At 60.2% G+C, this 16,990-nt stretch carries 17 protein-coding genes; 11 read left to right on the top strand and 6 right to left on the bottom strand.

Features of this window, described 5'->3' with window-relative positions:
- Positions 1-7 precede the first annotated feature (7 nt).
- From DY251_RS00905 to hrcA, 4 genes are all read right to left on the bottom strand, one after another.
- Positions 8-343, bottom strand: coding sequence for a lipopolysaccharide assembly protein LapA domain-containing protein (locus tag DY251_RS00905; RefSeq protein WP_116621959.1), 336 nt, complete (start codon positions 341-343; stop codon positions 8-10).
- A gap of 36 nt (positions 344-379) precedes the next feature.
- Positions 380-664 (bottom strand): integration host factor subunit beta, encoded by a 285-nt coding sequence (locus tag DY251_RS00900; protein ID WP_116621958.1) that lies wholly within the window; start codon positions 662-664, stop codon positions 380-382.
- Positions 665-743: 79 nt separating this feature from the next.
- Positions 744-1,694, bottom strand: coding sequence for a signal peptide peptidase SppA (gene sppA / locus DY251_RS00895; RefSeq protein ID WP_116621957.1), 951 nt, complete (start codon positions 1,692-1,694; stop codon positions 744-746).
- A 78-nt stretch (positions 1,695-1,772) separates the two neighbouring features.
- A complete protein-coding gene (hrcA, locus tag DY251_RS00890) occupies positions 1,773-2,843 on the bottom strand; it encodes a heat-inducible transcriptional repressor HrcA (protein ID WP_116621956.1) in 1,071 nt (356 codons plus the stop codon).
- A gap of 106 nt (positions 2,844-2,949) precedes the next feature.
- Here hrcA and DY251_RS00885 point away from each other — a divergent pair, with 106 nt between their 5' ends.
- The 5 genes from DY251_RS00885 (at position 2,950) to hemW (ending at position 6,467) form a co-directional block, all read left to right on the top strand.
- Positions 2,950-3,462, top strand: coding sequence for a GNAT family N-acetyltransferase (locus DY251_RS00885; RefSeq protein WP_116621955.1), 513 nt, complete (start codon positions 2,950-2,952; stop codon positions 3,460-3,462).
- A gap of 82 nt (positions 3,463-3,544) precedes the next feature.
- Positions 3,545-4,261 (top strand): ribonuclease PH, encoded by a 717-nt coding sequence (gene rph / locus DY251_RS00880; RefSeq protein WP_116621954.1) that lies wholly within the window; start codon positions 3,545-3,547, stop codon positions 4,259-4,261.
- A 3-nt stretch (positions 4,262-4,264) separates the two neighbouring features.
- Complete coding sequence (locus tag DY251_RS00875; RefSeq protein ID WP_116621953.1) at positions 4,265-4,678, top strand: VOC family protein; 414 nt, start codon at positions 4,265-4,267, stop codon at positions 4,676-4,678.
- Positions 4,675-5,322, top strand: a complete 648-nt coding sequence (gene rdgB / locus DY251_RS00870) for an RdgB/HAM1 family non-canonical purine NTP pyrophosphatase (RefSeq protein ID WP_116621952.1) — start codon at positions 4,675-4,677, stop codon at positions 5,320-5,322. The genes DY251_RS00875 and rdgB overlap by 4 nt, the downstream gene beginning before the upstream one ends.
- Complete coding sequence (hemW, locus tag DY251_RS00865) at positions 5,319-6,467, top strand: radical SAM family heme chaperone HemW (protein ID WP_116621951.1); 1,149 nt, start codon at positions 5,319-5,321, stop codon at positions 6,465-6,467. The genes rdgB and hemW overlap by 4 nt, the downstream gene beginning before the upstream one ends.
- Positions 6,468-6,476: 9 nt before the next feature.
- Here the strand turns inward: hemW and DY251_RS21395 are convergent, their stop codons facing one another.
- The gene (locus DY251_RS21395; protein ID WP_158553201.1) at positions 6,477-6,623 is read right to left on the bottom strand and encodes a hypothetical protein; all 147 of its coding nucleotides are present in this window, start codon (positions 6,621-6,623) and stop codon (positions 6,477-6,479) included.
- A 115-nt stretch (positions 6,624-6,738) separates the two neighbouring features.
- Here DY251_RS21395 and rsmI point away from each other — a divergent pair, with 115 nt between their 5' ends.
- The gene (gene rsmI / locus DY251_RS00860; RefSeq protein ID WP_170971244.1) at positions 6,739-7,635 is read left to right on the top strand and encodes a 16S rRNA (cytidine(1402)-2'-O)-methyltransferase; all 897 of its coding nucleotides are present in this window, start codon (positions 6,739-6,741) and stop codon (positions 7,633-7,635) included.
- Positions 7,628-7,987 carry a YraN family protein gene (locus tag DY251_RS00855; protein ID WP_116621950.1) on the top strand — a complete coding sequence of 120 codons (360 nt, stop codon included), beginning with the start codon at positions 7,628-7,630 and terminating at the stop codon, positions 7,985-7,987. Before rsmI ends, DY251_RS00855 begins: the two co-directional genes overlap by 8 nt.
- Here the strand turns inward: DY251_RS00855 and DY251_RS00850 are convergent.
- Positions 7,984-9,357 (bottom strand): cytochrome P450, encoded by a 1,374-nt coding sequence (locus DY251_RS00850; protein ID WP_116621949.1) that lies wholly within the window; start codon positions 9,355-9,357, stop codon positions 7,984-7,986. The genes DY251_RS00855 and DY251_RS00850 overlap by 4 nt on opposite strands.
- 202 nt (positions 9,358-9,559) lie before the next feature.
- Here DY251_RS00850 and gyrB point away from each other — a divergent pair, with 202 nt between their 5' ends.
- From gyrB to tsaB, 4 genes are all read left to right on the top strand, one after another.
- On the top strand, positions 9,560-12,004 hold the full coding sequence (gene gyrB, locus DY251_RS00845; RefSeq protein WP_116621948.1) for a DNA topoisomerase (ATP-hydrolyzing) subunit B: 2,445 nt from the start codon (positions 9,560-9,562) through the stop codon (positions 12,002-12,004).
- 25 nt (positions 12,005-12,029) lie between these two features.
- Positions 12,030-14,036 (top strand): hydantoinase/oxoprolinase N-terminal domain-containing protein, encoded by a 2,007-nt coding sequence (locus tag DY251_RS00840; protein ID WP_116621947.1) that lies wholly within the window; start codon positions 12,030-12,032, stop codon positions 14,034-14,036.
- A gap of 86 nt (positions 14,037-14,122) precedes the next feature.
- Complete coding sequence (locus DY251_RS00835) at positions 14,123-16,300, top strand: malate synthase G (RefSeq protein WP_116621946.1); 2,178 nt, start codon at positions 14,123-14,125, stop codon at positions 16,298-16,300.
- A 15-nt stretch (positions 16,301-16,315) separates the two neighbouring features.
- On the top strand, positions 16,316-16,990 hold the full coding sequence (tsaB, locus tag DY251_RS00830; RefSeq protein ID WP_116621945.1) for a tRNA (adenosine(37)-N6)-threonylcarbamoyltransferase complex dimerization subunit type 1 TsaB: 675 nt from the start codon (positions 16,316-16,318) through the stop codon (positions 16,988-16,990).

The following is a 16,990-nucleotide window of genomic DNA, read 5'->3' as shown; positions in this document are numbered from 1 at the left end:
CGATGGTCTATGCCGCCGGGCGCGAAAGCGATGATTGCTGCGGCACGGTTTTGAGCATACGCGCTTGAGACTGCTTCAGCGCTTCCGCTTCGATGCCGCGCTGCTTCGCCAGTTTGCGATAGCGGCTCTGTCCGATCCACGTTGCAATGCCGCCGATCACCAGCCCCAGCGCAAACGCAATGAACAGCACGACGAATAGTGGCCACTGAACCGTCAGCGCGGGATTGCCCGGATTGAACGGGTCGAATGTCGTCGCGACCGCTGCCCGATTGGCAACAGCAAACGCGATCAGAACAATCGCGAGAGGCACCAGAATGAGGACGATCACAAGGCGGTTCAACATGGGTTGCTGTCCGTTTCTGCAAGTATCGTCAAACGCCTATTTGGCGTTATTCAGGCGCTCGCGCAATTCCTTGCCGGTCTTGAAAAATGGAACCCATTTTTCATCTACGTCAACTGCATCGCCAGTGCGCGGGTTGCGCCCCGTGCGCGCCGGACGGTTTTTCACCGAGAACGCACCGAATCCACGAAGCTCGACACGATTGCCCGCAGCGAGCGCATCGGTGATCTCTTCGAAGATGGCACTTACGATATTCTCGACGTCCCTCAGGAACAAATGCGGATTTCGATTTGCAATAATTTGTACGAGCTCAGACTTTATCATCAGCCGCTCCCCCTCGTTATTTGCAGTTTGCGCGATTACATCAATGATTTTTATGGAGTTTCGGCATTTCGCCGATCGCTTATTCAGGTTGCCAGAGTGACACGAGACCGTCAAGGAACAAGCGCTTTGCGCCAAGCGATTGCAGGAATGATTTTACTTGCGCCTCAATACCCGATGCCGGTTCGCCTGCACTGGCCCCCATAAGATAGGCCCCCAGACCTGTCGGCGCGGGTTTCCACTCAACAACCTCAAGCCCGTCTTTGACGCCTTTGGTCTTCAACCACGACACGGCCTGGTCTTCCCCGCCCAGTTCATCGATCAGTTTGAGGGTCAGCGCCTGCCTGCCCGTATAGACCTTGCCATCCGCGATCTGCGTTGCTTCCTGCCTGTTCAGCGGACGCCGCTCATCGACAAGGCCGACAAACCAGTCATAGCTGTCCATAATCATGGAGCGAATTGCAGCGCGCTCTTCATCCGTTGTCGGATTGAACGGCGAAGGCTCCGCTTTCAGTGGCGACGACTTGATCTCTTCCATCTTGATGCCGAGCTTGTCCATCAGGCCCGTCACGTCGGGATACTGGATCAGCACGCCGATTGAACCGACGATTGAAGTCTGCCGCGCCACGATGTGATCGGCAGCGCTCGCAATCAAATATCCGGCCGAAGCTGCAAGCGTCCCCACCTGCGCAACCACCGGCTTGTCAGCCGCCAGCTTGCGCACTTCTTCGAATATTGCTTCGCCACCCACGGTCGTGCCGCCCGGCGAGTCGATCGACAGGATCACGCCTTTCACGGCGGCGGATTTGCGCACATCTTCCAGCCGTTTGATCAAGCCTTCATCTTCGGTGATCGTGCCTTCGATCCGCACTTTCGCGATGTGATCCACCGTGCGGCCGGTCCGTGCCGCTCCCGAAACGAAGAAGAATGTGCCCAGCGCAATCGCAGCGACCAATGCCGCCGCCACACGCCAGAAGGTCAGCTTGCGCCGCAACTGACGTCGCTCAATCCAGGACTCGGCAGGCAAAGACATTCAATGTCCCCATTCAGAAAGACGCCTCAATAGCCGAAGCCGATCAACAGGGCTACCGCAAATCATGGGCTGCGGCACTCAGCGCAAAAGGCGCGAGATCAACTGCGCTGTGTAATCCACCATTGGCACGATACGCGCATAATTGAGTCTCGTCGGGCCGATCACGCCGAGTGCGCCGACAACGCGCGCATCCTTGTCGCGATACGGAGCCACCACCAGCGAAGAACCTGAAAGCGAGAACAGCTTGTTCTCCGAGCCTATGAAAATGCGCACGCCCGATCCTTCTTCCGCAAGGTCAAGAAGCTGAATCAAACCTTCCTGCGTCTCAAGATCGTCAAACAAATGGCGCAGCAAATCCATGTCGGTTTGCTCGGACATGTTTTCGAGCAGGTTTGCGCGGCCTCTGACGATCAGTTTCGCCGGAAGGCCGCTATCCGCACCCGCCCAAACAGCCAGCCCTTTTTCCACGAGCTGCTCGGAGAGAGCGTCAAGCGCCAATTTGGTTTCCGCGCGCAGCCGCTGAATATTCGTGCGCGCCTCGCCAAGGGTAAGCCCGCGTATGTGGCCGTTCAGGAAGTTGGTTGCCTCCTGCAATTGCGAGGCCGTCACGCCTTCCGGCAGGTCGATCACGCGATTTTCGACATCGCCGCTTTGCGAGACAAGCACCACCAGCGCCCGCTGCGGTTCCAGCTGGATAAACTCCATATGCTTCAACGCAGCTTCGTTCTTGGCCGCCAGCACGAGGCCCGCACCGCGCGACATGCCCGAAAGCATCTGGCTCGCATCGGTCAGCATTTGCTCAAGGCTGGTGCCCGAACCGGATGCAAGCATCTGCGTCTCGATATTGCGGCGCTCCTCATCTGTCAGATCGCCGAGTTCCATGAAGGCATCGACGAAAAAGCGGAGCCCTTTCTGCGTCGGCAGGCGACCGGCCGAAATATGCGGCGCATAGATAAGGCCCGCCTGCTCCAGATCGCTCATCACATTCCGCACAGTCGCGGGCGACAAGGACGATGGCAGCATACGCGACAGGTTGCGCGAACCCACCGGCTCACCGTCCAGCAGATACGAATCGACTATGCGCCGGAAAATATCGCGCGAGCGCATGTCCAGCGTTTGCAATGTTGGGTCTTTGATCGGCATTGTCATAATGCTCAATATAGAAATCTCTGCACGGTGGGCAAGAATATGCTGGTCCGCAGCGTTAAGCGGCCGTGGCTGTTCGAAACCGTGAGGCCACGCGATAAAACGCCTTATGATTGAAACGGAACGCCTCCTTCTGCGCCCGCATGTGCTTGCCGATTTCGATGCTTTGAACGCATTGAATTCCGATCCCGAAGCCATGCGATATATCGGCACTGGCCAGCCGACGACGCCCGAGGACAGCTGGATAAGGCTCCTTCGCAATGCAGGGCATTGGTCCTTGATGGGCTACGGGATGTTCGCCGTCATTTTGCGCGAAACCGGCGCCTATATCGGGAATACCGGGCTGGCTGACTTCCATCGCGGGCTTGGCGACGATTTCGACGCATACCCCGAGGCTGGGTGGGCGTTCATGCCAGCGTTTCACGGAAAGGGTTATGCATTCGAAGCCACGGATGCAGCGCATAGCTGGCTGAAAGAGGCGCGCGCGCCTGAGCGAACCGTCTGCATCATCGACTATGAAAATACGCCATCGCTGCGTTTGGCGGGCAAGCTCGGCTACCGGCGCTATGGCGAAGCGCAATATAAGGGAAAGACCGCCGTTAAGCTTGAACGTCATGCATAGTGAAGAACCGGCCTTTTCCTTTGCGCTTCGGGCGGGTCGGGGCTAAAAGCCCGCATCGAATCCGAACATAGCGGTAAAACACATGCGTCCTTCAAAGCGCGATTTTGATGAAATGCGCGCAATATCTTTCGAGCGCGGCGTCTCTAAACATGCCGAGGGCTCCTGCCTCGTCAAATTTGGCGACACCCATGTCCTGTGCACGGCCAGCCTTGAGGAAAAGGTCCCTTCCTGGCTGCGCAATGCTGGCAAGGGCTGGGTCACAGCGGAATATGGAATGCTGCCGCGTTCGACCGGCGACCGTATGCGCCGCGAGGCCGCGTCCGGCAAACAAGGTGGGCGCACGCTGGAAATCCAGCGCCTTATCGGTCGATCGCTCCGCGCCGTGGTGGATCTTCAAGCGCTCGGCGAACGCCAGATCACAGTCGATTGCGACGTCATTCAGGCCGATGGCGGCACGCGTACAGCGTCCATTACAGGCGCATGGGTTGCGCTTTATGATTGCCTGCGCTGGATGGAAACAAGGCAGATGATTACGCTGCAAAAAGTGCTCAAAGACCATGTGGCCGCCATTTCCTGCGGCATTCATGATGGGCATCCCGTTCTCGACCTCGATTATCTGGAAGACTCCTCTGCCGGCACCGATGCGAATTTCGTGATGACCGGTACGGGCGGCATTGTCGAAATTCAGGGTACTGCAGAAGGCGAGCCGTTCACGGAAGAGCAATTTGCCACGCTGATGGGACTTGCGCGCAAGGGCATCACCCGACTGGTCGACCTGCAAAAAATGGCGGTAAACTAGGTCATGAAACCCTCGGCGATCCTCGAAGCCGCACTTTATGTGACGGATCTGGATGCCGCCGAGGCATTTTATCGTGATGTCCTTGGCCTGCCGGTTCTCGCCAAGGCCGAAGGTCGGCACATCTTTTTTCGCTGTGGTAACAGCGTCGTGTTGCTGTTCAACGCGGAGGCAACGCGCATCCCGCCTGCAAAGGACGCTCGCTTTCCGGTGCCGCCGCACGGCGCAATTGGCCCCGGCCATCTTTGCTTCGCCGCCACCGGCGCGGAAATCGACCAATGGGCACAAAAGCTTCGCCACGCCAGCGTCGAAATCGAAGCAGATTTTGAGTGGCCGAAGGGTGGCCGCTCGATCTATTTTCGCGACCCTTCCGGCAATTCCATCGAGTTTGCCGAGCCGCGCATTTGGGGAATCGAATGAACGATCTGTCCGCCCGCAAAATTGTCGTCGCAAGCCACAACGAGGGCAAGCTGCGCGAGATTGCCGACCTCATCGCGCCATTCGGTTTTGAAGCGAAATCCGCCAAGGAATACGGCCTGCCGGAGCCTGACGAAACCGGCACGACCTTCGAGCAGAACGCCTATATCAAGGCCCATGCCGCTGCCGTCGCAACCGGCCTGCCCGCGCTCTCGGACGATTCCGGCCTTATGATCGACGCGCTCGGTGGCGAGCCCGGCGTCTACACCGCCGATTGGGCGGAAGGCGAAAATGGCAAGCGCGATTTCCTTCGCGCCATGACCCGCGCGGAAAACGCGATGCAGGCCGCAGGCGCGACGTCACCGGATCAGCGCACGGGCCGCTTTGTCGCAGTCTTGTGCCTCGCATATCCGGCTGGGGACGCGGAATATTTTCGTGGCGAGGTCGAAGGTACGCTTGTGTGGCCGCCACGCGGTGAACTCGGCTTTGGCTATGATCCGGTTTTCATGCCCGAAGGCCATGCTGTCACCTTCGGCGAAATGAGCGCCGAACAAAAGCATGGCTGGAAACCGGGCCAGCCTGAAGCGCTGTCGCATCGCGCTCGCGCGTTCCAGAAATTCGCCCGCGCGAAACTGGGATCGGCATGAACGACCCCGGCTTCGGCGTCTATGTCCACTGGCCGTTCTGCGCGGCCAAATGCCCGTACTGCGACTTCAACAGCCATGTTCGGCATCAGCCGGTAGACCAGCCGCGCTTTGTGCAAGCGTTCGAGCGCGAGCTTGCCACCATGCGCGAGCGCACCGGCCCGCGTACTGTCTCCAGCATCTTCATTGGCGGCGGCACGCCGTCGCTGATGCTGCCGGGCACGGTTGAAGCGGTTCTCGCCGCCGTCGCCCGTAACTGGGATGTGCCGGACGGCATCGAGATTACCCTGGAAGCCAACCCCTCATCCGTCGAGGCCGGGCGCTTTCGCGGCTATCGCGCTGCCGGGGTCAATCGCGTATCCCTCGGCGTTCAGGCGTTGAACGATGCGGACTTGCGCTTCCTTGGCCGCCTGCATGATGTCGAGCAGTCGCTTCACGCCATCGGCCTCGCACGCGAAATCTTCCCGCGCCTGTCCTTCGATCTGATCTATGCGCGTCCGGGCCAAACGCCCGACGCATGGGCTGCCGAACTCGAGCAGGCCATCAGCCATGCAGCAGACCATCTGTCGCTTTATCAACTGACGATTGAAGAAGGCACGCGCTTTCACGCGCTCTATGCGGCGAAGAAATTCCAGATACCGGATGCCGACCACGCCGCCGATCTTTATACGGTGACGCAGGAAGTCACCGCCGCGCGCGGCCTGCCCGCCTATGAGATTTCCAATCACGCCCAGCCCGGTGCGGAAAGCCGTCACAATCTCATTTACTGGCGCTATGGCGAATATGTCGGCGTTGGCCCCGGCGCGCATGGCCGCTTCATGGAAAACGGCAGGCGCATCGTCACTTTCACCGAAAAGAACCCGGAAAACTGGCTCGATCTGGTCGAGTCGCGCGGTCATGGCGTTATCGGCGGCGAAGTACTCACGCGCGAAGAAGAAGCGGATGAATTTCTGCTGATGGGCCTGCGCCTGACCGAAGGCATCGATCTCGCCCGCTACGAACAATTATCTGGCCGCAGCCTGTCCGGCAGGCGCATCGCCATTCTTCAGGAGGAAGGACTCGTTTCTCCCATCGGCAACTCACGCCTGCGCGCCACGCAGCAGGGCATGATCGTGCTGGATGCGCTTGTCGCAGACCTCGCGCGCTAGGGTCAGGACCTAGTGCTTTTCGTCGCTCTTGCTGTCGTCCTTTTTGGACTTTTCCTGCACACGCTTTTTCCAAGCCCGCTTGAGCGCGCTTTCGTCGCGCTCTTCCGGTCGTGCAAAATAGGGCTCGAACACATCCTGATGCTGCAATGTCGACATGCTGGCCTCCCTGATTTCTTCGAAACGGCCTTTGCCCGACCTTGTTCCTTTGGATCGGCAAAACTTCGACGGCAACAAGGCTTTCATGCGGCCCTTTGCCATGCCAAAGAGAGACATGAGCGAACCCGCACATAAGTCATACCTGATTGGACAGACAGAGATTATCGCGCGCCCTCTCGCGCCCGCGCTCTATCTCGTGGCAACGCCCATCGGCAACCTTGGCGACATCACGCTGCGCGCGCTGGAAACGCTTGCCGCAGTCGATGTGCTCGCGTGCGAAGATACCCGCGTCACTCGCATCCTGCTCGACCGCTACGGCATTCGGCAAAAGCCATACGCCTATCACGAACATAATGCCGCCGAGGCTGGCCCGCGTCTCATAGCTGCACTCGAAGAAGGCCGCAGTGTCGCGCTAGTTTCAGACGCTGGAACACCGCTCGTTTCCGACCCCGGCTTCCGGCTTGTCGGGCAAGCGCTTGAGCGCGGGCTGCGTGTTATTCCAATCCCCGGTCCTTCCGCTGTCCTCGCTGCCTTGACCGCTTCCGGCCTGCCGTCCGATGCATTCTTGTTTGCCGGCTTTCTTCCGCCGAAAGACGGCCAGCGCCGCAACCGTCTTGAAGAATTGCGCCACGTTCCTGCAACGTTGATTTTCTTCGAATCCCCGCGCCGTTTACCCGAAAGCCTCGCGGCAATGTCAGCCGTGCTTGGCGAAGATCGACAGGCCGCAATCGGTCGCGAATTGACCAAGACATTCGAGGAAATGCGCACCGGCACGCTGGTCGAACTTGCTGCCGCCTATGCTGCGGAAGGCGAGCCCCGAGGCGAAATCGTCGTCTGCATCGGCCCGCCGGTGGCTCAGCCCGCATCCGCACAGGACACTGACGCGCTGCTGCTCTCGCTCGCCGCCGAAATGTCTGCATCCAAAGCAGCGGCAGAAGCCGCGCGCATGACCGGCGGCCACAAGCCCGACCTTTATCGTCGCCTGTTGGAACTGCGTGAAAAGAATGGCTGATCGGATCAGGGCTTACCGGCGTGGCCATCGCAGCGAATGGTTTGCCTCGCTCGCGCTCATGGCCAAGGGCTTTCGCATTGTCGCACGCCGCTATCGCACCAAGCTCGGCGAAATCGATCTTATCGCCCGACGCGGCGACCTGGTTCTGATCGTCGAGGTCAAGGCGCGCAAGTCGCTGCTCGAGGCTATGGACGCAATCGCGCGCCAATCCGAACGCCGCATTGAGGCCGCTGCCGATCTTTGGCTTTCGCGCCAGCGCGATTATGGCCGCCTGTCGGTGCGTTTCGATATGATTGCCGTGCTGCCGTGGCGCTGGCCAATCCACGTTCCGAACATCTTTCAGGGCAACTAAGCGCGCGGCGTTACCCGCATGGGTATGCCGCCTTGCGGCTGCGTCGTGAGCTTCTGAACCGGCCAAGGCTTTGTTTCGGCCACCGTGTCGAACCGATAATGTGACATCAGCACTGCGAGCGCAATTATCGCCTCCTGCATGGCAAACGCCGCACCGATGCACACGCGCGGCCCCGCCCCGAACGGCAGATATTGAAAGCGGTCGATCTTGTCCCTGTTTTCGGGATGGAAGCGCGCCGGAATAAACGCATCCGGTCTGTCCCAAAGCTTGCGATGGCGATGCACCGTCCACGGCATTACCAGCACGGCAGCCTTCGGCGGAATATACAAATCCTTGTACTTCTCCGGCTCGATTGGCTCGCGGTTGATGGACGGCGCGGGTGGATAAAGCCTGAGCGCTTCCTCAAACGCCGCCCTCGTCAGCGGCATCGCGTCCAGCCATTTGGTCGGGTCTGGTTCGCGCGCCAAAACGGCATCTATCTCAGCTTCTATCGGCTCGCGCTCCCATGGCGCTTCGGCGAGGCAGAACAATGCCCATGCCAAGGCCCGCGCGGTCGTTTCGTGTCCTGCGCCGATAAACGTAATGATATTGTCTTCGATTTCCGCCCGCGTCAGCCCGTCCGGACCTTCCGCACGCAGCAGCAGGGTCAGAAAATCTTCCGGCGCGCCCGCTGGATCACGTTTCAGCCTTTCGACCCGCAAATTCATCGTGTCCGAAACGATCTTGCGAAAATACGCCATCGTCTTGCGGCCACGTATGCGGGTAACGCGTGGCAACCATTCCGGCGCGCGCAGCAGGTCCAGCGGATCGACCCGGCCCATCGTCTCAAACAGATGGTCTATTTCGCGCGCGAAGCTGCCCGGCTCGCCTGCGATTTCTCCTGAAAACAGCGTTTCGGCCAAGATGTCATAGGTCAGCATCGTCATGTCGTGGGCGATGTCCACGACACCCGGCTCGCCCTCATATTTCTGTGCAAACGCAATCGAACGCTTCAGCATGGGCTGCGCGAAGCCGAATATATTGCGCGGCGTGAACACCGGCGCCATCGCCTTACGCGATCGCTTCCAGACATCGCCCTCAGCCGTCAACAAGCCGTCGCGCAGGATCGGTCGCAAGATAAGCTGGCGCACCGTCGCCATCTTGTAATTCTTGGCATTGTCCACCAGCACATGCCGTATCAGGCCGGGGTCATTGGCAATCACCAGCGGCCCGCCAATGCCGGTCACCGAAATCCACGGTTCGTTGTAGGAAGGTTCGCCCCACAATTCGAGCGGGTTGCGATAGACGATCCGTATCATTTCCAGCGTCGATGGCGGCGAGGTTCGCGGCTGCGGTGCCGGCGGCACAAACGGAGCTGGTTTGTTGTCCATCCGGTGTAGTTAGGACCGGTTCAATCGCCATGCAAATGCCGAGATGCCGCAAGCGGCGGCGGGTTTCCACCGGGGATTGCCCTGAAAATGGCCTAAACTATTGGAAAAAAGGGCCAAAATGCCTATATCTGAGCAATCCTCGGATGTTCGATTCGGCTGAAGATTTCGAATATCCGCAATCGTCACAAAGCGAAAGTTTTTCATGAGCGACGAGCTACCAAACGGCAACGGCGCCAGCGCTGAATACGGCGCCGATTCCATCAAGGTTTTGAAGGGGTTGGATGCTGTTCGCAAACGGCCCGGCATGTATATCGGCGACACGGACGACGGGTCCGGCCTGCACCACATGGTCTACGAGGTGGTCGATAACGCTATCGACGAGGCGCTGGCTGGTCACGCAACCAAGGTCACGGTCACGCTGAATCCCGACGGTTCCTGCACCGTTACGGACAATGGACGCGGCATTCCGACCGATTTGCACCCCAGCGAGGGCGTTTCGGCCGCCGAAGTCATCATGACGCAGCTTCACGCGGGCGGTAAGTTCGACCAGAACAGCTACAAGGTTTCTGGCGGCCTGCACGGCGTCGGCGTTTCGGTCGTGAACGCGCTGTCCGTCTGGCTCAAGCTGAAAATCCGCCGCAAGGGCGAAATCCACGAAATGGCCTTCACGCATGGCGTGGCCGACGCGCCTTTGGCTGTAACCGGCAAGGCGGGCGACGAGACAGGCACGGAAGTCACATTCCTGCCCTCTACCGAAACGTTCACAATGGTAGAGTTTGACTACGGCACGCTGGAACACCGGCTGCGCGAACTCGCCTTCCTCAATTCCGGCGTGCGCATCATTCTGACAGACGCGCGTCATGCCGACATCAAGGTGCAGGAACTGCTCTATCAGGGCGGCCTTGAGGAGTTCGTCAAATATCTTGACCGCGCCAAGAAGCCGCTGCTCGACAAGCCCATCGCCATCCGCGCCGAGCGCGACGGCATCACGGTCGAAGTCGCCATGTGGTGGAACGATTCCTACCACGAAAACGTGCTGTGCTTCACCAACAACATTCCGCAGCGCGATGGCGGCACGCACCTTGCGGGCTTCCGTGGAGCCTTGACCCGGCAGATCACCGGCTATGCTGAAAGCTCCGGCCAGACCAAAAGGGAAAAGGTCTCGCTGATCGGCGACGATTGCCGCGAAGGGCTCACCGCAGTCCTTTCCGTAAAAGTTCCGGATCCGAAATTTTCGTCACAAACCAAGGACAAACTCGTTTCATCCGAGGTTCGCCCGGTTGTCGAAAATCTGGTCAACGAAGCGCTTGGCACGTGGCTCGAAGAGCATCCAACCGAGGGCAAGGTCGTCGTAGAAAAAGTCATTCAGGCGGCTGCCGCTCGTGAGGCGGCGCGCAAGGCTCGTGACATCACGCGCAAATCCACGCTCAGCATCACATCGCTGCCGGGCAAGCTTGCGGATTGTCAGGAGCGCGATCCGGCCAAGTCCGAAATATTCATCGTCGAGGGTGATTCCGCAGGTGGTTCGGCCAAGGGCGGGCGCTCGCGTCAAAATCAGGCCATCCTGCCTTTGCGCGGCAAGATCCTGAATGTCGAGCGCGTGCGGTTCGACCGCATGCTGTCGTCCGAAATGATCGGTACGATGATCACCGCGCTCGGCACGGGCATCGGCAAGGATGATTTCAACGTCGAGAAGCTGCGCTATCACAAGATCATCATCATGACCGACGCCGACGTGGACGGCGCGCATATCCGCACGCTGCTGCTCACCTTCTTCTTCCGCCAGATGCCGGAGTTGATCGAGCGCGGGCATCTCTACATCGCGCAGCCGCCGCTCTATAAGGTCACGCGCGGCAAGTCCTCGCAATATCTCAAGGACCAGAGCGCTTATGAAAGCTATCTGATCGATTCCGGTCTTGAAGATTCGTCTCTGATATTGGGAACCGGCGAGGTTCGCACCGGGCAAGACCTGCTTCAGGCCATCAGCGAAGCGCTGGCAATGCGCACGCTCATCGGCGGCTTGCATTCGCGCTACAATCCGGCGGTGGTCGAACAGGCCGCAATTGCCGGCGCGCTTACGCCCGAATTGCTGTCCGACCTTGGCACAGCATCCGAAAAGGCCAATGAAATCGCGCGTCGCCTCGACGCCATCGCCGAGGAAACCGAGCGCGGTTGGGAAGGCCGTACTTCGACCTCTAACGAAGGTCCGGGCGGGTTCGTGTTCGAGCGCACCGTGCGCGGCGTGAAGGAATATGCCCATCTGGACATGGGCCTGATCAACTCCGCAGACGCACGCGGCCTGCATCGCTTTGCGCCGCGTCTCAAGGAAGTCTATGGCAACCTTCCGGTGCTGCGCCGCAAGGAAAACCAGCAGACAATTTCCGGCCCGCTTGCTCTGCTCGAAGCGGTGTTCGCGTCAGGCCGCAAGGGCGTCACCATGCAGCGCTACAAGGGTCTTGGCGAAATGAATGCTGAGCAATTGTGGGAAACGACGCTCGACCCGAACGTCCGTTCGCTCCTGCAAGTCAAGGTGAATGATGCGACCGATGCGGATTCGCTGTTCGCGCGCCTTATGGGCGACGAGGTGGAGCCACGCCGCGAGTTCATTCAGGACAACGCGCTCAGCGTTGCCAATCTCGATGTTTGACGCAGCCTGATTGCGGCGAACCTGAATGGCGGCTCGATCTCCCGTTTTTCTCGGCATCGATACTGGCGGCACATACACCGATGCGGTGTTGTGGTCCGAGAAGGGCGGGATTCTCGCCAAGGCAAAGTCGCTCACCACACGCTATGACCTTGCGAAAGGCATTTCCGGTGCGGTCGATGCCGTGCTTGCGCAATCGTCCATCGCGCCGTCGGCCATCAAGCTGGCATCCATGTCCACCACGCTTGCCACCAACGCGTTGGTTGAGGGGCAAGGCGGGCGCGTCGCGCTGGTCATGATCGGCTTTTCCGATGCTGAAATGTCGCGCGACGGGTTGAAAGTCGCGCTTGGCTCGGACCCGGTCATTTTCTGCCCCGGTGGTCACGACGTCCACGGCAATCCCGCGTCGCTGGACCTTTCCGCTCTGGACGCCGCGCTGCCGGAACTGTCGCAAGCCGTGTCGGCCTTCGCGGTCTGCGCCTATTTCGCCACGCGCAATCCGGCGCATGAAATCGCCGCGTGCGAGCGCATCCGGTCCATCGCGCACCTGCCTGTCACCGCCTCTCACGAGCTCACCTCGAAGCTTGGCGGACCGCGCCGAGCGCTGACGACGCTGCTCAACGCGCGCCTCATCGCCATGATCGACCGGCTCGTTGAAGCAACGGAAGGCTTCATGGCCGCGCGCGGAATCGCAGCGCCGCTGATGGTCGTTCGTGGAGATGGCGCGCTCGTCTCCGCCGCTTTTGCGCGTCATCGCCCCATCGAAACGATCCTCTCCGGCCCTGCCGCCAGCCTTGTCGGTGCGCGGCACCTGACTGCGCTCGACAATGCTGTCGTTTCCGACATTGGCGGCACGACGACAGACGTCGCGGTGCTCGACAATGGTCGTCCGCGTCTCGACCCGGAAGGCGCGACTGTCGGTGGCTTCCGCACGATGGTTGAAGCGGTCGCGATGCGCACATTCGGCCTCGGCGGCGACTCTGAGGTTTCGCTGGAGGAAGGCGCACTTGCCCCGCGCATCCTGCTCGGCCCTCGCCGTCTGGTGCCGCTGGCGCTGGCTGGTCGGTTACACCCTGATGCCATCCGGCGCGAACTGGAGCGTCAGTCGCTGGCGGCCAATCCCGGTCGCATGGATGGCCGGTTTGCGGTCAAAACGGGCGTGCCGGATCGTCTCGCCACCGGCCTTAATCCCGCGGAAAAGCGCCTCTACGATTCGCTCGGCGATGTGCCGCTTCCCATCGACCGCGCGCTTGCGAGCAATGCCCAAATGGCGACCCTCAATCGCCTGGTCGCGCGCGGGCTGGTTCACCTGTGCGGCTTCACGCCCTCCGATGCCGCGCATGTGCTTGGCAAGCAGAACAACTGGAACGCCGAAGCCGCTCAACTTGGCGCAGCGCTTTTTGCCCGCCGCCGTGATGGTCGCGGCCAGCACATCGCCGGATCCGGCGAGGAAATTTCGCTGCGCGTGCTGTCGGCCGTAACGCGCGCCTCTGCGGAAACCATTCTGGAGACGGCTTTCGCCGAAGACGGATTCGACGGTGCGTCCACCGTCGCGCATGACATCGTGCAGCGCTCGCTCAATGGCAAGGCTGGTATCGCGCGCCTCAATGTCTCGCTCGACCGGCCAGTGGTCGGCCTTGGCGCCTCGGCTGGCCTGCACTATTCAGCTCTGGCGTCGTTCGTTGGCAATGAATGCATCGTCCCCTCGGATGCCGATGTCGCAAATGCGCTCGGCGCAGTCGTCGGTCAGGTCCGCGTGCAGGTTCAGGCGCATGTCAGCCAGCCCAGCGAGGGGATTTTCAGGCTCACCGCGGGCGACCATCTCACAGACTTCACAGATGAAGATGCGGCCATGTCTGCCGCGGATCGTTTCGTGCGCGAAACGGCTGCGAGGCGCGCCGTCACGGCAGGCGCGGCCGCCGTCGAGGTCGAAGTCGAGAACGATGTTCGCACTTCCATGATTGAGGGCCGCCGCATGTTCATCGAGGCCGAAATAATCGCCACCGCTAGCGGCAGGCCGCGCCTTGCAAGTTGAGCTATAGTGCACTGGTCTAATTGACCGATGCCGCTTGCCATGCCAAACGCCCAGAAACTCCCTGTTTTTGCATCTGGAGCGCATACATGACCGATCGGATCGCAATCGACGGATTGCGCGTTGCACGCGAACTCCATGACTTCGTCACGAACGAAGCCATACCCGGCACCGGCATCGAGCCGGCAGCTTTCTGGAAAGGCTTCGCGCGTCTGGTCTATGACCTCGCGCCGCGCAACCGCGAACTGTTGGCCAAGCGCGATGCGCTGCAAGATCAGATCGATCAATACCACCGCAAAAACGGCGTTCCAGCAGACCTCGACGCCTACAAATCCTTCCTGAAAGAGATTGGCTATCTGCTGGAAGAAGGTCCGGCCTTCAACGTTTCCACGGGCGACGTCGATCCTGAAATCGCCACCATTGCAGGCCCTCAGCTTGTCGTTCCGGTCATGAACGCGCGCTTTGCCCTCAACGCCGCAAATGCGCGCTGGGGCTCGCTCTACGACGCACTTTACGGCACAGACGCGATTGACGACGCGGACGGCAAACAGCGCGGCAAGGAATATAACCCCGCGCGCGGCAAGGCGGTGGTTGCATGGGCGCGCGCCTTTCTCGACGAGTCCGTTCCGCTCGCAGGCGCTTCCTGGACCGAGGCAAAATCCTTCGCGGTGGCAGACAAGAAGCTGGCCGTCACGCTGCTTGATGGCCGCAACGTCGGCCTCAAAGATGCGGCCAAGTTCGCAGGCTATCTGGGCGAGGCAAACGCGCCGTCACAATTCCTGCTTCGCAACCACAATCTCGGCATAGAAGTTCTCATCGATTCCACCTCGCCCATCGGCAAGGACGACCCCGCCCACATTTCGGATGTCTGGCTGGAAGCCGCCATTACGACCATTATGGATTGCGAGGATTCCGTCGCCGCCGTCGATGCCGAAGACAAGGTTGTGGTCTACCGCAACTGGCTTGGCCTGATGAAAGGCGATCTTGCGGAAGAGCTGACGAAGAACGGCAAGACGTTCACGCGCCGCCTCAATCCAGACCTCGAATATAAGGGGCCGGATGGCAAGCCCTTCGAGTTGAAATGCCGCTCGCTCATGCTCGTGCGCAATGTCGGGCATCTGATGACCAATCCGGCAATTCTCGACCTTGAAGGCAATGAAGTGCCGGAAGGCATTATGGATGCAGTCATGACGGCGCTCATCGCGCTGCATGACATCGGGCCCAAAGGTCGCCGCAAAAATTCGCGCGAAGGCTCCATGTATATTGTGAAGCCGAAGATGCACGGGCCGGAGGAAGTGGCCTTCGCGGTCGAGCTTTTCGGCCGCGTGGAAGAACTGCTCGGCCTGCCGAAAAACACGCTGAAAATGGGCATCATGGACGAGGAACGGCGCACCACCGTCAACCTCAAGGAATGCATCCGCGCTGCTCGCGAGCGCGTTGTGTTCATCAACACCGGCTTCCTTGACCGCACCGGTGACGAAATCCACACCTCGATGGAAGCAGGCCCGATGATCCGCAAGGGCGACATGAAGCAGGCCGCGTGGATTCAGGCTTATGAAAACTGGAACGTAGATACCGGCCTTGAATGCGGGCTTGAGGGCCATGCCCAGATCGGCAAGGGCATGTGGGCCATGCCGGACATGATGGCCGCGATGCTGGAGCAGAAAATCGCGCATCCCAAGGCGGGCGCAAACACGGCGTGGGTGCCGTCGCCCACCGCTGCCACGCTTCACTCCACGCATTACCACAAGGTGGACGTCCACGCGGTTCAGGAACAGCTCAAGAAGCGCACCAGGGCAAAGTTGAGCGACATTCTTTCCATCCCCGTCGCCACGCGTCCCAACTGGACGCCGGAGGATATTCAGCGCGAGTTGGACAACAATTCGCAAGGCATTCTGGGCTACGTCGTGCGCTGGGTGGATCAGGGCATCGGCTGTTCCAAGGTGCCGGACATCAACAATGTCGGCCTGATGGAAGACCGCGCAACCTTGCGCATTTCCGCGCAGCACATCGCAAACTGGCTGCATCATGGCGTGTGTACGGAAACGCAGGTCATGGAAACGCTCAAGCGCATGGCTTCGGTGGTTGACCGCCAAAACGAAGGCGATCCGAGCTATCAGGCAATGGCGCCGCATTTCGAGAAGTCGATTGCGTTCCTCGCCGCTTGTGATCTTGTGTTCAAGGGGCGCGCGCAGCCGAACGGTTACACCGAGCCGGTGCTGCACCGCCGCAGGCGCGAACTCAAGGAGCAGCGCCGCTCGCAATGAAGCGGCGCATTTGCGATGCTCATATTGGCAATCGATACCTCGGCGGCGCAATGCGCCGCCTGCATATTTGACGCGCATTCCATGCGCGAGACTGGCCGCGCCGTTCTCGATCTTGGCAAGGGCCACGCCGAGCATTTGATGGCAGTGATCGACAACGCTCTGTCGGAAGCAAAGACAAGCTACACTGCGCTTGGCCGCATCGCCGTTTCGGTCGGTCCCGGCTCTTTCACGGGGGTTCGTGTCGGCGTCTCGACCGCGCGCGGTCTTGCGCTTGCGCTCGGCATTTCCGCTGTCGGCATTTCCACGCTGGAAGCCGTCGCAGCCGAGACACGCGAAACTGCCGGACGCAATGCCGTTCTCGCCGCGTTCGAATCGGTCGAGGGCGCGTTGCAGGCCGCACTTTACGGCCCGTCCGGCGAGCCCATCGTTCCGCCCGCCATCATATCGCTGGAAGCCGCGCTGCAATTGGCCGAAGCGCACCGCCCGTTTTTGACCGGGACAGCCGCCAAACGCATCGCTGAGAATTGTGATTTTCCGCTTTTCATCGGTAGCGAACGCAATACCGCCGACATCGCCCTATATGCGCGTCTTGCTGCAACCAAAGGAGATGGCGAAGAAAAGCCGAAACCGCTTTATCTTCGTGAGCCAGACGCCAAGCCACAGGCTGGTTTTGTTCTGCCGAGGGCATGA

It is taken from the genome of Mesorhizobium denitrificans, from assembly GCF_003403035.1.
Taxonomy (GTDB): Bacteria; Pseudomonadota; Alphaproteobacteria; order Rhizobiales; family Rhizobiaceae; genus Mesorhizobium_G; species Mesorhizobium_G denitrificans.
This window is presented reverse-complemented; position numbering and strand designations above follow the sequence as displayed.

Excerpts from the sequence above, each read along its gene's own strand:
- DY251_RS00905 (WP_116621959.1), bottom strand. The coding sequence starts at position 343 with ATGTTGAACCGCCTTGTGATCGTCCTCATTCTGGTGCCTCTCGCGATT.
- DY251_RS00900 (WP_116621958.1), bottom strand. The coding sequence starts at position 664 with ATGATAAAGTCTGAGCTCGTACAAATTATTGCAAATCGAAATCCGCAT.
- sppA (WP_116621957.1), bottom strand. The coding sequence starts at position 1,694 with ATGTCTTTGCCTGCCGAGTCCTGGATTGAGCGACGTCAGTTGCGGCGC.
- hrcA (WP_116621956.1), bottom strand. The coding sequence starts at position 2,843 with ATGACAATGCCGATCAAAGACCCAACATTGCAAACGCTGGACATGCGC.
- DY251_RS00885 (WP_116621955.1), top strand. The coding sequence starts at position 2,950 with ATGATTGAAACGGAACGCCTCCTTCTGCGCCCGCATGTGCTTGCCGAT.
- rph (WP_116621954.1), top strand. The coding sequence starts at position 3,545 with ATGCGTCCTTCAAAGCGCGATTTTGATGAAATGCGCGCAATATCTTTC.
- DY251_RS00875 (WP_116621953.1), top strand. The coding sequence starts at position 4,265 with ATGAAACCCTCGGCGATCCTCGAAGCCGCACTTTATGTGACGGATCTG.
- rdgB (WP_116621952.1), top strand. The coding sequence starts at position 4,675 with ATGAACGATCTGTCCGCCCGCAAAATTGTCGTCGCAAGCCACAACGAG.
- hemW (WP_116621951.1), top strand. The coding sequence starts at position 5,319 with ATGAACGACCCCGGCTTCGGCGTCTATGTCCACTGGCCGTTCTGCGCG.
- DY251_RS21395 (WP_158553201.1), bottom strand. The coding sequence starts at position 6,623 with ATGTCGACATTGCAGCATCAGGATGTGTTCGAGCCCTATTTTGCACGA.
- rsmI (WP_170971244.1), top strand. The coding sequence starts at position 6,739 with ATGAGCGAACCCGCACATAAGTCATACCTGATTGGACAGACAGAGATT.
- DY251_RS00855 (WP_116621950.1), top strand. The coding sequence starts at position 7,628 with ATGGCTGATCGGATCAGGGCTTACCGGCGTGGCCATCGCAGCGAATGG.
- DY251_RS00850 (WP_116621949.1), bottom strand. The coding sequence starts at position 9,357 with ATGGACAACAAACCAGCTCCGTTTGTGCCGCCGGCACCGCAGCCGCGA.
- gyrB (WP_116621948.1), top strand. The coding sequence starts at position 9,560 with ATGAGCGACGAGCTACCAAACGGCAACGGCGCCAGCGCTGAATACGGC.
- DY251_RS00840 (WP_116621947.1), top strand. The coding sequence starts at position 12,030 with ATGGCGGCTCGATCTCCCGTTTTTCTCGGCATCGATACTGGCGGCACA.
- DY251_RS00835 (WP_116621946.1), top strand. The coding sequence starts at position 14,123 with ATGACCGATCGGATCGCAATCGACGGATTGCGCGTTGCACGCGAACTC.
- tsaB (WP_116621945.1), top strand. The coding sequence starts at position 16,316 with ATGCTCATATTGGCAATCGATACCTCGGCGGCGCAATGCGCCGCCTGC.